10 protein-coding genes are annotated in these 15,639 nt (G+C 70.5%); 7 read left to right on the top strand and 3 right to left on the bottom strand.

Features of this window, described 5'->3' with window-relative positions; genetic code table 11:
• Positions 1 to 4: 4 nt before the first annotated feature.
• The 5 genes from AC069H_RS01950 (at position 5) to AC069H_RS01970 (ending at position 9,057) form a co-directional block, all read left to right on the top strand.
• A complete protein-coding gene (locus AC069H_RS01950; protein WP_478231049.1) occupies positions 5 to 1,474 on the top strand; it encodes a TNT domain-containing protein in 1,470 nt (489 codons plus the stop codon).
• Positions 1,475 to 3,721: an ADP-ribosylglycohydrolase family protein gene (locus tag AC069H_RS01955; protein ID WP_478231050.1), complete on the top strand. Its 2,247-nt coding sequence runs from the start codon at positions 1,475 to 1,477 to the stop codon at positions 3,719 to 3,721.
• Between the two features lie 190 nt (positions 3,722 to 3,911).
• Positions 3,912 to 5,927 (top strand): YrhB domain-containing protein, encoded by a 2,016-nt coding sequence (locus AC069H_RS01960; protein WP_478231051.1) that lies wholly within the window; start codon positions 3,912 to 3,914, stop codon positions 5,925 to 5,927.
• 4 nt (positions 5,928 to 5,931) lie between these two features.
• Entirely contained in the window at positions 5,932 to 7,089 is a 1,158-nt protein-coding gene (locus AC069H_RS01965) for an ADP-ribosylglycohydrolase family protein (protein ID WP_478231052.1), read from the top strand.
• A gap of 39 nt (positions 7,090 to 7,128) precedes the next feature.
• Positions 7,129 to 9,057, top strand: coding sequence for a TNT domain-containing protein (locus AC069H_RS01970; protein WP_478231053.1), 1,929 nt, complete (start codon positions 7,129 to 7,131; stop codon positions 9,055 to 9,057).
• A 14-nt stretch (positions 9,058 to 9,071) separates the two neighbouring features.
• Here AC069H_RS01970 and AC069H_RS01975 read toward each other — a convergent pair whose 3' ends face one another.
• From AC069H_RS01975 to AC069H_RS01985, 3 genes are all read right to left on the bottom strand, one after another.
• Entirely contained in the window at positions 9,072 to 9,923 is an 852-nt protein-coding gene (locus AC069H_RS01975) for a class I SAM-dependent methyltransferase (RefSeq protein ID WP_478231054.1), read from the bottom strand.
• A gap of 16 nt (positions 9,924 to 9,939) precedes the next feature.
• The gene (locus AC069H_RS01980) at positions 9,940 to 11,247 is read right to left on the bottom strand and encodes a sensor histidine kinase (protein WP_478231055.1); all 1,308 of its coding nucleotides are present in this window, start codon (positions 11,245 to 11,247) and stop codon (positions 9,940 to 9,942) included.
• A gap of 79 nt (positions 11,248 to 11,326) precedes the next feature.
• Entirely contained in the window at positions 11,327 to 12,745 is a 1,419-nt protein-coding gene (locus AC069H_RS01985; RefSeq protein WP_478231404.1) for a CCA tRNA nucleotidyltransferase, read from the bottom strand.
• A gap of 148 nt (positions 12,746 to 12,893) precedes the next feature.
• Between AC069H_RS01985 and AC069H_RS01990 the strand changes: the two genes are divergently transcribed.
• Together AC069H_RS01990 and AC069H_RS01995 are read left to right on the top strand one after the other, a co-directional pair.
• A complete protein-coding gene (locus AC069H_RS01990) occupies positions 12,894 to 13,418 on the top strand; it encodes an NUDIX hydrolase (RefSeq protein WP_125679360.1) in 525 nt (174 codons plus the stop codon).
• Positions 13,415 to 15,562, top strand: coding sequence for a DUF6049 family protein (locus AC069H_RS01995; RefSeq protein WP_478231056.1), 2,148 nt, complete (start codon positions 13,415 to 13,417; stop codon positions 15,560 to 15,562). The genes AC069H_RS01990 and AC069H_RS01995 overlap by 4 nt, the downstream gene beginning before the upstream one ends.
• Positions 15,563 to 15,639: the final 77 nt, after the last annotated feature.

Below are 15,639 nucleotides of genomic sequence, written 5' to 3' on the forward strand. Positions count from 1 at the left end.
TCACGTGGAACAACTCACCCCCGAACAACAACGCGGGCTGCTGATCGAAATCGGCAAGCTCATCCGCTCGGGTGTCGCCGACGCGGCGCATCCGGCTGTCGCCGATTTCCGGCAGGCCGGGGAGCACACCGAACTCGATGGCCACAACTGCGCGCCCGCGCCCGAGCTGAACGATCTCTTCGGCAGGCTTCGCACCGGCATGTACACGACCGGCCGGGGGACCTGGTTGCAGTCCCGGTTCACGCTGAAACCCGACGGCACCTTCGACTTCGACTTCACCCTCGACGACGAGCCGGCGTGGATCGAGCCACCGGGGACTTCGGTGTACCCGGACGAGCTGGCCGCGTTCCCGCGCGAGGACGAGCACGTCCCGGACTGGTGGCGGCTGCGCGCGCAGCTGCCGTTGCGCGTCGAGTTCCGGCACGCCCGGATCGTCGACGCGTACACCGAGGGCGAGCCGCCCGTGGTGGACAGACCGGAGCTCGACGAGTCCGAAGCGCCGCTGGTCGCGCAGTATCTCGAGCGTGAGCCGGCGATCCTCTCCGGCAGCGGGCTCGGCAAGGACATCTTCGATCCCGAGGCCGACGGCGACGTCCCGGAGAGCTACCACACCGACGGCACCTGGATCTGGCACGCGTCCGTGCCGCACTACCTGCGGAAATACGGGATCCCGCCGGAGCCGGACCTGGTCGAGCACATCCGGAGCCAGCGGTTCCAGCCACCGTACGTCGAGCACCTCGTGCGGCGGACCGCGGAAGCGGATCTGCTCGGCAAACCGCGGCCGAAACCGGGCCGCTCCGACGTCAAGAAGACCGAGGGTGACATCGCGGCGGAGCTGGAGACGTCGCCGAATCCGGCACTGACCGACGAAGAGCTCCTGGTCGTGCTGGTCAGCAGGCTCGGCGAGCACGCCGTCTGGCCGGAGGCCTACCGCATCGGCGACCGCGCGGACGGCGCCTGGTGCCTCAACTTCACCGAGAAGGGCTGGGAGGTCGCGGCCTACTCGGGCGGCGCCCCCGTGTCGCCGAAGTACTTCGACAAGCTCGAAGACGCGTCGCATCAGCTCCTCGGCGCGGTTCTGCTGCATCCGGCGAGGATGACCGCCGGACACGAGACGCCACTGGAGACGGCGAAGGAACTCGCCGACTGGCCGGTGCGGGCGGCGCCGGGTGAGCCTCCCCTCACCTTGCTCCGCAACAAGCGCGTGAGCCGGATGGTCGCCGGTACGGTCGTACTGCGGTTCGGCGAGGAAACCGGCAATCTGGTTCACCACGGAGGGGTACGGTTCGCCACGACGTCCCTGCCGCTGGAACGGGAGCGTGTCGGTGGGACCTACCGGCTGCGACGCCCGCTCCACGTGATCATCGGTGTCACCGTCCCGTGGGCGAACATGCCCGGCGGGGCGGTGGCCTACGTGCTCCCGAGGACCATCGCCGAGCACGTGTCCGACGGCAGCCTGGAGAGGATCGAGTAGGTGGAATCGGCGGAAGCGGTAGCCAAGGTCGAAGAGTGGCTGCGCGCGGTCCACGGTCCGGACGTGTCCGAACCGGGCGGCGCCGGCCTGCGCGTGAACCACGAGAAGGTCCTGCGCATCCCCGAGGGCTGGTCTGTCCCCTACAACACCATCGCCTTCCTCGACGAGGGTCATGCCGAGAAGGAGATCTTCCCGCCGCCGTCGGTGATCGTCCGCGAACCGGACGGCGAGCTGCGCCAGGCGCATCCGCAGCCCGGCGGGCTCAGCGTCCCGGTCGCGTTCCCGGGCCAGGAGGCCTGGCGCGAGGTCGTCGACCCGGAGTACGCCAAGGCAGGGCTCGGTGACCTCGGTGTCCCGCCGCCGGTCGTCGCGGGCTGGGTCAAGGTCAACGCGGAAGGCGTGCAGACCGGGGAAGAACGGGAGAACCCGGAGTACAAAGCCGGTCCGGTCCGCCGCGGTTACCCGAAGCCCGAGAACAAGCTCGAAACGCTGCTGTCGTTCGCCAGCGTCGGCTGGCTGACCAGGGAACAGCTGCTCGTCGGGCTGCTGCGCTGTGAGGTCTACGTCCCGCTCGACCTGGCGTCGGGCAAGACGGAGCGGTTCTATTTCAACGAGGAACGCGCCGAGCTGAGGGTGTTCAGCTCGACCAGGAACCTCCCGCCCCGGGAACACGGGTACTGGAAGGTCGACATCGCCACCCTCGCCGGCTACGAAAGCCCGCCGAACCTGGTGATCAACGGTGGTCCCGCGACGTTCGAGGACGTCAGCGGCGCCGAGCTCGCCGAGACCGCGCTCCGGTTCCCGCGCCGGGGCCCCGGCGTCGACGTCAACGAGCGCTGCCCGGAGGCGGACCCGGAGCTGGACGCGCTCGCCGCCGACACCGCCGCGAAGATGGGCCTGTCCGAACCGGTGAAGCCGCCGCTGGCCGCCGCCGAACGGGCACGCCGCCGCGGGTTCGAGCTGAGTGCCGAAGAGTGCCAGAAGACCGTCCTCGGTCAGTCGTGGCTGGCGCGGCTCCGGCAGCCGGAACCACCTCGCGGCCGCCCGAACGACCTTCGGGCGAACGGGCTGGCGCCCGCCTACGACAACGAGGGGCAGATCCAGCCGCGCCTGGACACCTTCGGCAAGTACTTCGAGCGAGACCGTTCCAGCTCGCGTTACGGCTGGCAGCGCGTCACGGGCGCGTACATCGGCTTCGCGCTCGGTGAGGCGCTCGGCGCGGCCGTCGACCGGATGCGGCTCGACGAGATCCACAACACCTACGGCCCCGACGGGGTCACCGATCTGCCGATCGCGTTCGACCTGCCCGGCCGGATCGGGCCGCTCACCCAGCGGCTGCTGTTCTACACCGAGGCCGTGATCCGCAGCCCGCATCGCGAGCAGCCGGAGAACCGCGACGCCGAAAAAGCGCTCGGGACGGTCGCGCGCAACTCGCTGATGCGCTGGCTGCACACCCAGGGCGCGCCGCTGGACAACGCTGACGGCTGGCTCGTCAAGGTGCCGGAACTCCGCGTCCGCCGCACTCCCGACGACGCAGAACTGAACGCCTATCACGCGCTGGCGACCATCTCGCCGACGGCGATGCCCATGAGCGGACCGGACGCGCTGGTCGCGGCACTGCCGGCGGCGATGACCGCGGCCGGGCCGGGGAGCGCGATGAGCGGCGGCGTCCGCCAGGCGGTGCGCGACCTCGTCGCGGTGACCCATCCGGGCGAGGTCGACGTCGAAGCGGCGACCTACCTGACCTGGCTGTTCGAACCCGCGCTGACCTCGGAGGCGTTCAGCTACCCGATCTGGAACACCTCCCGGGAGATCTTCAGCGACCAGAACCCGCACCAGCGGGGACCGGTCTGGGCGGATCTCAAGGCGATGATCGCGGAATCGGTGCCGTTCTTCGGCAAGCACGGCCTGCCCGATCTGCGGGTCCCGGAGCTGATCGGCGACGGCAAGGGCACGCTTTCGGTGCTGGGCCGCGCGTTCGCGGCGCTGTCCGGTTTCGAGAACTACCCGGAGCAGGCGCTGCTGCGGGCGGTCAACCACTCGGGCCGCAGCGCGATCACCGGTGCCATCGCGGGCGCCCTGCTCGGTGCCCGCACCGGCATCCCGGGGTTGCCGCAGAAGTGGGTCGAGCAGCTGGAACTGCGCTACCTGGTGGAGAACATCGCCACGGACGCGTTCTGGCACTTCGACCGCCACTCGGCGCTGCACGAGGTCGACGGCTGGGCCCAGCGGTATCCGCGCTGGTGAACGGAATGGGGGGCGGAGCTGAGATGGAGTTCGGAAAAGCGACCGAAGGCGTGAACCCGCCCCGGCCGAAGGCCCCGCTATCGCGGTGGCAGGACGCCCTTTCCACCACCGTGACGTGGACGACCAGGCAGCGTCCTGCCGACGTCGATCGCGGACGCGGGTTCACCGACAGGCAATCAGAATGGGGACGATGAACGAAGAGGAAGCCGTCAGCCGCGTCGAGGAATGGCTGGCCGGCCGAGGCGGGGAGGGCACCGGCGCGTTGCGGGTCCGCCGCGACTACGTCGTGCGCGCGACCGACGGCTGGAACGTCACCTACAACACCGTCGGCTGGCTCGACGGGACCGATCCCGGCGCCGGTCTGTTCCCCAGCCCGGTCGCCTTCGTGCCGGACGACGGCGGCGAGATCCGCCTCGACCTGGAGCTGATGGCCGTTTCGGCGGCGGGCGGCGACAGTGACGCTTTCACCCGCTGGGCCGAGGTCGTCGATCCCGAGTTCGACCCGGACGCGGTCCCCGGTCTGCCCGTGCCGAAGGCGGCGATCCTGCGCTGGGAGCAGCACACGCTGTACGGCGAGCCGACCGGCGCGGTCCGCGCGAACCCGGAGCACCGGCCAGGGCCGCGGTTCTCCGGCCGCCCGGCACCGGAAAGCCCGGTCGAGACGCTGCTCGGTTACCTCCGCGTCGAGTGGATCACGCCGGAGGAGTTCGTCCACTGGATGCTCGACCTCGAGGTGCTGGCCCCGGCGAAGGACGGCCACCTGCAGGTCCGCGACTTCGGTGACGCGGGCGTGCGCTTCGTCGTCTACACCTCCGAGGCCCAGATCCCGTCGGAGTACACGGTGTGGCAGCGGGTCCAGCCCCGCGTGCTCCTGCGCCGGGCCAAGGACAACCCCGGGGTCGGGCTGCTGGTCAACCCCGGCCGTCCGGAGACGTTCAACGTCTACCCGGAGACGCTTCGGCAGGTCGCCGACCTCGACCTCCCGGCAGGCACCGAGCGCCCCGAGTCCGTCGGGCGCCCCGCGTACTTCAGCGGGGAGTACGAAGGCGCCGCCGTCGCGAACCTGCGTAGCCTCGTCGACCAGGCCAGGGACAACGGCTACCCCCTGAGCAGCGAAGAGCTCACCCGCTACGTCCGCGCCGCGACGCTGTCGTTCGAGCGCTCCCGGGCGAAGTATGACGGCCGCCCGCTGCCGGAACTGCCCGAAGACCTTTTCGCCAACGGCCTCGTGACGCACTTCTACGACAACGGCGAACCGCGCCCGAGCGCTTGGACCTTCGGTAAGTTCTACGACCCAACGCTTCCCGTCGGCAGCTTCGCGTACCCGCGGCTTCTCGGCGCGTACGTCGGCTTCGCGCTCGGAGACGCACTGGGCTCGGGCGCCGATCCCGCTGACGGCTTGCCGCTCGGCGGGCTGACCCGGCAAATGCTGTTCCACACCGAATCGGTGATCCGCGGCCTGGACCCGACCCCGGACAAGCCCGAGATCCCGGCGTCGCTGCCCGCGGGCGGACGGCCGGACGGCTGGGTCGCCAAGGCCACCGAAGGCGCGGGTCCACCCCCCGCGGAGTTCTCGGCCATGCTGGCGACCGCGCTCGCCGCGACGGTGACCGGCGGGGTGCAAGGCCCCGCCGACAGCACGTTCTACGCGATGAAGGTCGTCCGCGAACTGGTCGGGTCCGCGGCGGGGCACGAGGTCGTCCACGGCGCCGAACTGCTGGTGAACGTGTTCCGCGCCCAGCTCGCCGCCCGGAACGGCGAACCGGCGGTCGCGAACTTCCTCGAAGGCTTCGACGAGTACAGCGGTGAGGTCGGCGAGCTGGTCAAGACCGTGCTCGACCTCAGGAACGACATCGGCGGGGACGACGTCGAACAGTTCGACAGCATCGGGGACGGCCGGACGCCGCTTTCGGTGCTCGGCCGGGCGCTGTTCGCCGCCGCGAAACGCGGCTACGACGCCGAAGCGGCGCTGGCGCTGGCCGCTCGCGGCGGCACGGTGACCGCGGCGCTGACCGGGGCGATGGTGGGCGCCAGGCTCACCGTGCCGGGTCTGCCGGAGTCCTGGCTCGCCGCGTACGCCGACCTCGGCGTCGTCGACGCCATGGCGGGCGACGCGTATTACTACTTCAACCGCTTCGGCCTGCCCCGCGAGCCCGAAGAGCGGCGGCGCTGGGACGCGAAACGGTATCCACGAGGAGATCAGTAGAGAAATGCGCGAGTGGCTCCAACATCCGGCGACCAGGTCGCGGCTGCGCGGCAGCCTCTTCGCCGGGGCGATCGGCGACGCGCTCGGCGCGAAGACCGAGTTCGACTCGATCGACCGCATCCGGGAGATCGCCGGACCCGCCGGGATCACCGACCTCATCCCGGCGTACGGCGGCGTCGGGCGGATCACCGACGACACCCAGATGACGTTGTTCACCCTGGAAGGCCTGATCAGGGCTCATTTCAGCAGCCGGAGGCAGCAGGGGACCTTTACTCACGGCCGGAGGCAGCAGGGGACCTTTGCTACCGCTGCTACCGCCACCGCCGTCGAGCAGTCGCTGCAGCTGGCCTACCAGCGCTGGCTGCACACCCAGGGCGTCTCGTGGGAGCGCGCCCGCGGCCCGCAGGACACGAGCGCGGAGCCGGACGGCTGGCTGATCACGAACCGTGAGCTGTTCAGCCGCCGCGCGCCCGGCCTCACCTGCTTCGGTGAGCTGGAGGCCTACGGCAGGACCGGCGTACGCGCCGGCATGGACAAGCCGGTGAACAACTCGAAGGGCTGCGGCGGGATCATGCGCGCCGCGCCGGTCGCGTTGTGGTCGGACGACCTGGCCGAGGTGTTCCGGCTCGGCGCCGAGAGCGCGGCCCTGACGCACGGTCACCCGAGCGGGTATCTCTCGTCGGGTGCTTTCGCCGTGATCGTGCGCGAACTGCTGGTCGGGAAACCGCTTCTCGACGCCATCGCGACCGCCCGTGCCGAGCTGGAGAAGTACCGAGGGCACGAAGAGCAGAGCGTCGCGCTCGACCAGGCGCTCGCCCTGGCCGAGGAAGGCGCCCCGACGCCGGAGAAGCTCGAGACGCTCGGGCAGGGGAACATCGGCGAAACCGCGCTCTCCATGTCCGTTTACGTCGCACTGACCACTACGGACGCGAACACCGCCCTGCTCGCGTCGGTGAATCACAGCGGCGACAGCGACTCGACGGGTTCGGTCTGCGGGAACCTCGTCGGCGCGATGTACGGCGAACAGGCCTTGCGGACGGACTGGCTCGAGAAGCTGGAACTGAGCGAAGTGATCGGACAGCTGGCGGACGACGCGCTCGCGGAGTTCGGCGGGAACGCCCCGGGTGACGACCGGTGGTACGTCCGCTATCCGGCCCACTAGATTTACCCCCGGTTTGGGGAACTTGGGGAGGGACACATAGTGCGTTACCGGGTTCAAGCGGCGGAGCGGCCGGATGGCCTGTACGCCGTCTGGGGGGACACCGTCTTCGCGGCCCAGCGGTCGACCGAAGACGGCACGCTGCTGCTCGTCGCGCCGCCGGGGGAAGCGGCGCCCGAGGGTTTCGATCGCGACTGGAACGGCCGCCCGGCCCGTGTCGTGCTGAACGGCGAGGTCGGCGCGACCTTCAGCCTCCAGTCGTACGGCCGGTTCGACGACGAGCACTTCCAGATCGCGCCGAACACCGGCGGCGGCGACCTGACCTTGCGCTGGGCGGGAGAGGACGCGGCCCGCGCGGCCGAACTGGGCCTGACGGACTTCTCGACCACCGCCTCGCCGTCGCGGCTGACGGCGTTGTGGCAGACCCGGCACGACTTCGTCGAGACGCCGGAAGCCCGGCCGGAGATCGGCACGGGTGACCAGAGCGCGCTGCTGCGGGCCATCGGCCGGACCCTGCTGCGGGTGCTGCCGCCGGGCTGGCAGCGCGTCGGCGCCCAGTTCCGGCAGGTCGGCGACTACTCCGAACTCGAGGTCCGCTCGGTCGGCGACGAGGGCAACGGCCCGGTGTCGGTGTCGATCGCGGCTCCGCCGGAGCTCGGTTCGCTCTTCGCGCGGTTGCGCGCGGCGATGCACCAGCCCGAGACCGGCACCTGGTTCCAGGGCACGTTCACCCTCGACGCGGAATCGCATTTCGACTTCGACTTCGACGCCGAGCAGGAACCGACCTGGCGGCTGGCGCCGAACGAGGGCGGGAAGCCGTCGCCGCGCGCGTACGCGACCGAGCTCGCGATCTTCCCGCGCGACACCAAGCACGTCCCGGCCTGGCTTTCGGCCAAGGCGGGACTGCCGCTGGACATCGTGTTCCGGCACGCGAAGGTCGTCGACGCGCACAACGAGGGCGAACGACCGGTCGTCAACCGGCCGCCGGTGCCGCCGGACCTGATGCGCGGCGTCCTGGACTACCTCTTCCGCTCGCCGGTGGCGCTGACCAGGCCGGGCCCGCAGCCCGACATCTTCACCCCGAACGGCCCGCCGGACGTGCCGAACGCCTTCCACACCGACGGCGTGTGGATCTGGCCCGCGGCCGTCCCGCACTACCTGCGCAAGTACGGGGTGCCGCCGGAGCCGGAGCTGATCGAGCACATCCTGGCCGCCGGCTTCCGGCCGCCGCTGGTCGGCGAGCTGGTGCGGGCGACCGCGGAGGCGGAGATCGTCGGCAAGCCGCGGCCGCCGCAGACCGCAGCGGACCTGCCGGACGAAAGTGCCTGCACCCGCGTCGAACGCGACGGCGAACCCGGCCGCGACATCCGCGCCGTCGAGGTGCTGGACGTCCTGTACCAGCGGCTGGCCGAGCACGGGGTGTCGCCGACGTCCTACCGGATCGGCGCGAACGCGGTGCCGGAGCCGGGGCTCTGGACCCTGCGCCGCACCGAGACCGGCTGGGAGGTCTCCCGTCCGCCGACGGACGAGCCGGTGGCGTTCGCCAAACTCGAAGAGGCGGCACGCTTCTTCCTCGGCACCCTGCTGCTGTACCCGGCGCGAGCCGCGGTGGGCGCCAACGAGGAGTCCGACAACCCCGCCGACTGGCCGATCCTGCCGCTGCGGGGCGAACCGCCGCTGAACTTCTTCCGTCGCAAGCGGATCGTCGTCCTGCCGTCGGGCACCACGGTGCAGCGGTTCGGCAACGAGACCGGCAACCTCGTGCACGCCGAATCGGCGCGGTTCATCGAGACGTCGCTGGCCGCGGACCGCGAACGGGAGCGCAGGCTCTACCGCGTCGTGCGGCCGCTGCGCGTGGTCACGGGCATCACCGCGCCGTGGAACGGGACCCCGGGCGGGGCCGTGGCCTACGTGCTGCCCCGGCCGATCGCCCAGCATCTCGAAACCGGCGCGCTGTCCCGCGTCCAGTGACGGGGTAGCAGACGTCAGGAAGCGGTGATCAGCACCGCGGGCGACCACCAGTAGTCCGCGAGCGGCTCGATCCGGATACCGGTGAAGCCCGCTTCCTTCAGCTGCGAAGCCCAATCGGTGGCGGGCTGCTCCCAGTTCGTGCGGTCCGCCCCGGGTTTGACCAGGCCGAGCAGGATCGGCAGCAGGAATCCCTGTGCCACCAGCGACGCCTCCTTGCCGTACTCCGAGATCCCGCGTTCGTAGCGGGTGACCAGGGAAAGCAGGTACTCGGGGGAGTCTTCGTCGTACTCGGGCACGTCGAACTCGGCGAGAACCAGACACGACGTGCGCGGCCGGAGCGCCCGCAGGACCTCGGTGCGCTCGCCGGTCGGGATCGACTGGAGCGCGAAGGTCGACTGCGTCAGCTGCCACTGCCGGTCGTCGTCGCGGGCCAGGAACTCCTGCGCGGTGGCGTCCCAGGTGTGCAGGCCGTGAGTGCCGTCGAGATGCTTCCGCGTTTCCGCGAGCAACGCGCTCGACGGCTCGACCAGGTCGATCCGGCCCGGCTGCCGATCCGCCTGTTCGAGGGCGGGGACGACGGCGAGCCCGTCGCCGCAGCCGAGGTCGAGCAGCGAACCGACGCTGCCGTAGCGCCGGGCGAGCATGGCGCTGAGCTGCCGGTAGAGCTTGACGTTCCCGCCGCCGCGGATGAACGCGGTGAACGCGGCGGGCTGGTCGTACACACCTCCGCCGCCGCCTTCGGTCAGGTACCGGTGCAGTTCGCGGCCGAGCGTGGATCCGGCACGCTCGGCGAGGTCCGCTGCCGTGGCCCGGTCACCGTCGCGGTACGCGGTGAGCGCTGCGGCCAGGACGTCCGTTTTCTTCATGTTCTCCTGTTTACCGTCAGAAAGGCACCCAAAGGGTGACTCTGGTGCCATTGCCCGGAGCCGACTCCACCCTGGCGGTCCCGCCGACCTCGTTCAGCCGGGCGGTGATGGACTCGCTGATCCCGAAACCGGCGGGCCGGGAGTCGATACTGAACCCGGCACCGTGATCGCGGGTGATCACCGCGACGCCGCCTTCCTGCTCCTCGACCCGGACGACGACCTTGTCCGTCCCGGCGTGTTTGAGGGTGTTGCGCAGGGACTCGCGGACGGCGTCGCGGATGGCGATCTGCCGCACCTCCGAAAGCGTGTCGTCGTCGAGCTCGGCGATCACGAGCTGGGCACGCAGCCCGTCCCGCGCCATCTCCGCCGCCAGCGAAGCGAGCTTCTCGCCCAGCGGCCGTGAACCGGCTTCCGACCGTTCCGAAGCCTCACTCTCGATCGTCCGGCGCAGTTCCATCGACTGCGCCCGCGCCAGCCGCTGCACCTCGGCGAGCCGCGCGACCGGGTCGCCCTTGTTGGCCAGCGCGATCGCTTCGAGGGTCTGCAGCACGGAGTCGTGCAGCATCCGGTGCTGGCGGGCGCGTTCGGCGATGCGGCCGTTGCGAATGCCGTACGCGAGGGCGAGCCGCGTGCCGAGCCCGATCAGGACGAGGGCGCCGCTCGCGGTGAAGAGGACGCCGAGGATCGACGGGAAAGTGGCCATGGCGTCGCCGGGCGCGGCTTGGCCGGTGCCGAGCAGGGACGCGAGCATCCGCACCGGGAAGCTGCCGACGGCGAGCGCCGCGGCGGCCGGCATACCCAGCGCGAGCGCCAGCAGGGCGACCTCGCCGAGCAGGTGCTTGCCGGGGATCGCCATCGCCTCGGTGAAGACGGAAGCCGGCACCAGCGCCCCGACCGCGAGCGGCGCGAACAGCGTGAACACGAGGTCGATCGCCAGCAGCCGGACCGCGTACTGCGGGCGGAACGGCGCCGAGCGCAGCATCCACCGGATGCCGTACAGGGAGAGCCCGACCGAGCCGAGGGCCACCAGCCCGACCGGTCCGATCCCGATCATGCCGTGCGTGGAGACGTAGACGCCGAACGCGCCGGGCACCGCGAAGAGCCGGTAGACCAGCGGGACGAGGGCGACGTAGCGGGCGGCTCTGAGCAGCAGGTTGTCGCGATGGGCCGTGTCGATGGGCCCCGACATGTGCTGGATCCGCCGGAGCGCGCGCATCGGTGTCGGGTCGCCGACCTCGTCCGACAGCTCGCTCGTCGCCGTCGCCAGCGCGGGCGCGCCACGACGCAGCAACGTCACCAGAAAACTGGGCGGCCGCTTCGTCATGGATTTTCCCCCTGCCCGGAGCACCGGCAGGAGTATCTCCGGTTACGCCGTGTGGATCCAGAGACCAAGGGGGTTTATCTCAGCCTATGCCGTTCTCGGCGGCCCACTTCCTCAGCTCGGCCACCGCCTCGTCGTGCTCCAGCGGACCGCGGTCGAGCCGCAGTTCCTTCAAGTGCTTCCACGCCTTGCCGACGTCCGGGCCGGGCTTGAGGTCGAGGATCCGCATGATCTCCTCGCCGTTGAGGTCCGGGCGGACCTTGTCGAGGTCCTCCTGTGCCTGGATGGCTTCGATCCGCCGCTCGAGGTCGTCGTAGGTGGCCTGCAGCGCGGCCGCCTTCTTGCGGTTGCGCGTGGTGCAGTCGGCGCGCACCAGCTTGTGCAGCCGGGGCAGCAGGTCGCCGGCGTCGGTGACGTAGCGCCGCACCGCGGAATCCGTCCACTCTCCCTTGCCGTAGCCGTGGAACCGCAGGTGCAGGAACACGAGCTGGCTGACGTCCTGGACGATCTCCTTCGAGAACTTCAGGGCACGCAAACGCTTGCGCGCCATCTTCGCGCCGACGACCTCGTGGTGGTGGAAGCTCACGCCGCCACCGGGCTGGAACTCGCGCGTCGCGGGCTTGCCGATGTCGTGCAGGAGCGCCGCGAGCCGCAGGATCAGATCCGGCTCCGAAGTCGGTTCGTGCGACTTCTCCAGGTCGATCGCCTGCGCGAGCACGGTCAGCGAGTGCTGGTAGACGTCCTTGTGCTGGTGGTGCTCGTCGATCGCCAGCCGCATCCCCGGCACCTCGGGCAGCACGCGGTCGGCGAGGCGGGTGTCGACCAGCAGCTCGATACCCGGCCGCGGGTCGTCCGCCAGCAGCAGCTTCGACAGCTCGGCCTGCACGCGCTCGGCGGTGATCCGGTCGATCTCCTCGGCCATCGACGACATCGCGTCGACCACCCGCGGCGCCGCGGTGAACCCGAGCTGCGCGGAGAACCGGGCGGCCCGCAGCATGCGCAGCGGGTCGTCGGCGAAGGACTCCTGCGGGGTCGCGGGCGTGTCGAGCACCTTGTCCTGCAGCGCCTGGAGCCCGTCGTACGGGTCGACGAAGGTCTTGTTCGCGAGGTCGATCGCCATCGCGTTGACCGTGAAGTCGCGGCGGAGCAGATCTCCCTCGATGCTGTCGCCGAAGGTGACCTCGGGGTTGCGGCCGACGCGGTCGTAGCTGTCGGCACGGAACGTGGTGATCTCCAGGGTCATGCCCTGTTTGGTCACGCCGACGGTGCCGAACGCGATACCGACGTCCCACACCGCGTCGCCCCAGGCGCTGACGATCTTGAGCACCTGGTCCGGCCGCGCGTCGGTGGTGAAGTCGAGGTCGTTCGACAGCCGGCGGAGCATCATGTCCCGGACGCTGCCGCCGACCAGGTACAGGCTGTACCCCGCCTTCGCGAAGAGCTTCGCCAGCTCGTCCGCCAACGGGGAGATGCGCATCAGCTCGCTCACGGCGTTCTGCATCGCAGTGCTCTTCCCCGCAATCGCCTGCCCGGCGACCACCTTGTTCACGACAATCCCACCACGATTTGGATGTACTTACTACGGCCCGGCCCAACACGGGCACGGAGAGCCAGCGTACCCGTACCGCCGTTTGCTCTAGCATCGCAGCATGTCTGGATCAGCCGGGCGCTCCGGCGCTTCGAAGCCGGGCCGCCGGCGGAGGCGCAGGCGGGGAAGGCGGCTGACCACGGTCGACGAAACCTCGGCCGGCGGACTCGTCGTCGACGCCGAACGGGCGAACGCCGCACTGATCGGGCGGCTCGACCGGCACGGCAGACTGCTGTGGTCGCTGCCGAAAGGCCACATCGAGGACGGTGAGACGGTGGAGCAGACGGCTGTGCGCGAAGTGAAGGAAGAGACCGGCATCTCCGCGCAGGTCCTGCGGCCCCTCGGCACCATCGACTACTGGTTCGTGGCCGAGCGACGGCGCGTGCACAAGACGGTGCACCATTTCATCCTGGAATCCACCGGCGGCGAACTTTCGGACGAGGATGTCGAGGTGACCGAGGTCGCCTGGGTACCGCTCGCCGACCTGGAGACCAAACTCGCCTACTCCGACGAGCGCAAGCTGGTCCGGAAGGCCAAAGAACTCTTCGCGCAGCAACAGCACACCGCCGAGGGAGCACCTGAGTGAAGCGGCTTGCCGCCACTGTCCTGTCGATCCTGTTCCTGGCCTTCATCGCGTTGCCCGTCGCGGTCGCGCAGGCCCAGGAGCAGCCCCGGCTGCGCGTGGACCTCGACCAGCTCAACCCCCGCGTGATCACCTCGACGTCGGCTTCGCTCACCGTGACCGGCCGCGTCACCAACATCGGCGACCGGCGGATCAGCAAGCTGGGTGTCCGGCTGCAGCTGGGCACGCGGCTGCAGAGCGAGCAGCAGATCGGTGACGTCCTCGCCGGTGACAAGTTCAAGGATCTCGCGGCGACGGAGTTCGTCGACCTCGAACCGGACGAGCTGGAGCCCGGCCAGAGCGCCGCGCTGAACCTGGCCGTCCCGCTCGGTCAGTCCGCCAAGCTGCAGTTCCCGAGGCCCGGCGTGTACCCGCTGCTGGTCAACGTCAACGGGACCCCGGATTTCGGCGGTCCGGAACGGCTGGCGGCGGTCACCCTGCTGATGCCGGTGCTCGGTGTCCCCGGCAAGGCACCCGCGTCGCGTCCGCCGTCGGCGCCGTCGACGAGCCTGCTGTGGCCGATCGCGAACAGCGTCGTGCACGTCGTCTCCGCCCCACTCGGCGGGCCGCTGACCCTCGCGGACGAGCGGCTGGCGGACGAGCTGGCCGCCGGCGGACGACTGGACTCGCTGGTCGAGGCGGCGCGCGCGGCCGAGGCCGACACGAAGGTCTCGTCGTCGTTGTGCCTGGCCATCGACCCCGACCTGGTCGCGACCGTCGACGCGATGACCCGCGGCTACCAGGTCGCGGGCGGAGCTGCCGGCAAGGGCGTCGAGACCGCGAAGAACTGGCTCGGCAGGCTGAAGGCGCTGGTCGCGGGCCGCTGCGTGGTCACCCTCCCGTTCGCCGACGCCGACCTCACCGCGCTGACGAAGGTCCGCGCCGGCGACGCCACCGACACCGCGCTCATGACCACCGCGCTCGGCGGCGCGGGGACGATCAAGAACCTGCTCGGCATCCAGCCGCAGGACGGCGTGCTCTGGCCCGGCGGCGCCCTCGACTCGCAGACCGTCGAAGCGATCGGCAAGGCGGGCGTCAAGACCGTGCTGACCGATTCGGGCAAGCTCCAGTCCCGCACACCGCTTTCGAGCGGGGTGTCGATCGAAGGGACGGACCTGCGCGCGCAGCCGATCGACGCGCTGATCTCGTCCGCGCTGAACGGCTCGGGGTCCACCCAGAACGGGCTCGGCGCCATCGCCTTCCGTGCCGGGCTCGGCGGGCAGAACGAGGGGCCGGAACGCGCACGGTTGCTGATCGCGCCGCCGCGGCAGTGGGCCGCGACCGGCACCGAACTCACCACGTTCCTGGAGCGGATGGGCGACTTCTACACCGCCGGCCTCCTCAGGTCGGCGGCGCTGCCCGAACTACTCGGTGAAGCCCCGTCCGGGACGGCGTCGGTCAACTACGACCCACAGGATCTGACGGCCGCGACCAGCGGCGACGTCACCGCGAAGATGTCCCAGCTCGACAACGAGACACTGGGCCTGTCGTCCGCGATGACGATGGATGCCACCAAACGGGTGAGGCCGGCCGACGTGGTCGCCCCGGTCCGGCTCGCCCTCATCCGGGCCGCGTCGACGTCGTGGCGCGGCGCGGACGCCGCGACCGTCACCGGCAACGCCCGCGGCGATCTGGAGGCGATCCGCAGCCAGGTCACCGTCGAGCGGCCGAAGCAGACGATCGCGCTGGCTTCCGGCGCGGCGCCGCTGCCGGTGTTCATCACCAACAACCTGCCGGTCGGCGTCGCCGTCCAGGTCGCCTTGAAGAACAACGTGGGCCTGCGGCCGACCGACGACACCCAGTTGCAGGCTCAGATGGTCCCGGCCAACAGCGCCCGTAACCGGCTGCTCCCGGTCGAGGCGCTGCGGGCCGGCCGGTTCAGCGTCGACGTGTCGCTGACCACGCCCGACGGGACCCCGCTCGGTTCGGCCGCGCGGTTCGAGCTGACGTCCACGGAGTACGGCGCGATCACCATCATCATCACCATCACCGCGGCGGGTGCGCTGCTGCTCCTGTCGTCCCGCCGGATCTACCGGAGGATCAAGGACTCACGAGCCGATCGGGCGAACGAAACCGCCCCGCGTGTGACCGAGGACGCACAGGTTTAAGTGTTTCCGGGCGTCGCCGATTACCCTGGGTCGAACGATGCCGCCGGGCATCACGTAGCCGAGCACCGAGGATTGGG

The organism is Amycolatopsis sp. NPDC043887 (genome assembly GCF_056435665.1).

Excerpts from the sequence above, each read along its gene's own strand:
- AC069H_RS01960 (WP_478231051.1), top strand. The coding sequence starts at position 3,912 with ATGAACGAAGAGGAAGCCGTCAGCCGCGTCGAGGAATGGCTGGCCGGC.
- AC069H_RS01965 (WP_478231052.1), top strand. The coding sequence starts at position 5,932 with ATGCGCGAGTGGCTCCAACATCCGGCGACCAGGTCGCGGCTGCGCGGC.
- AC069H_RS01975 (WP_478231054.1), bottom strand. The coding sequence starts at position 9,923 with ATGAAGAAAACGGACGTCCTGGCCGCAGCGCTCACCGCGTACCGCGAC.
- AC069H_RS01980 (WP_478231055.1), bottom strand. The coding sequence starts at position 11,247 with ATGACGAAGCGGCCGCCCAGTTTTCTGGTGACGTTGCTGCGTCGTGGC.
- AC069H_RS01985 (WP_478231404.1), bottom strand. The coding sequence starts at position 12,745 with ATGCAGAACGCCGTGAGCGAGCTGATGCGCATCTCCCCGTTGGCGGAC.
- AC069H_RS01990 (WP_125679360.1), top strand. The coding sequence starts at position 12,894 with ATGTCTGGATCAGCCGGGCGCTCCGGCGCTTCGAAGCCGGGCCGCCGG.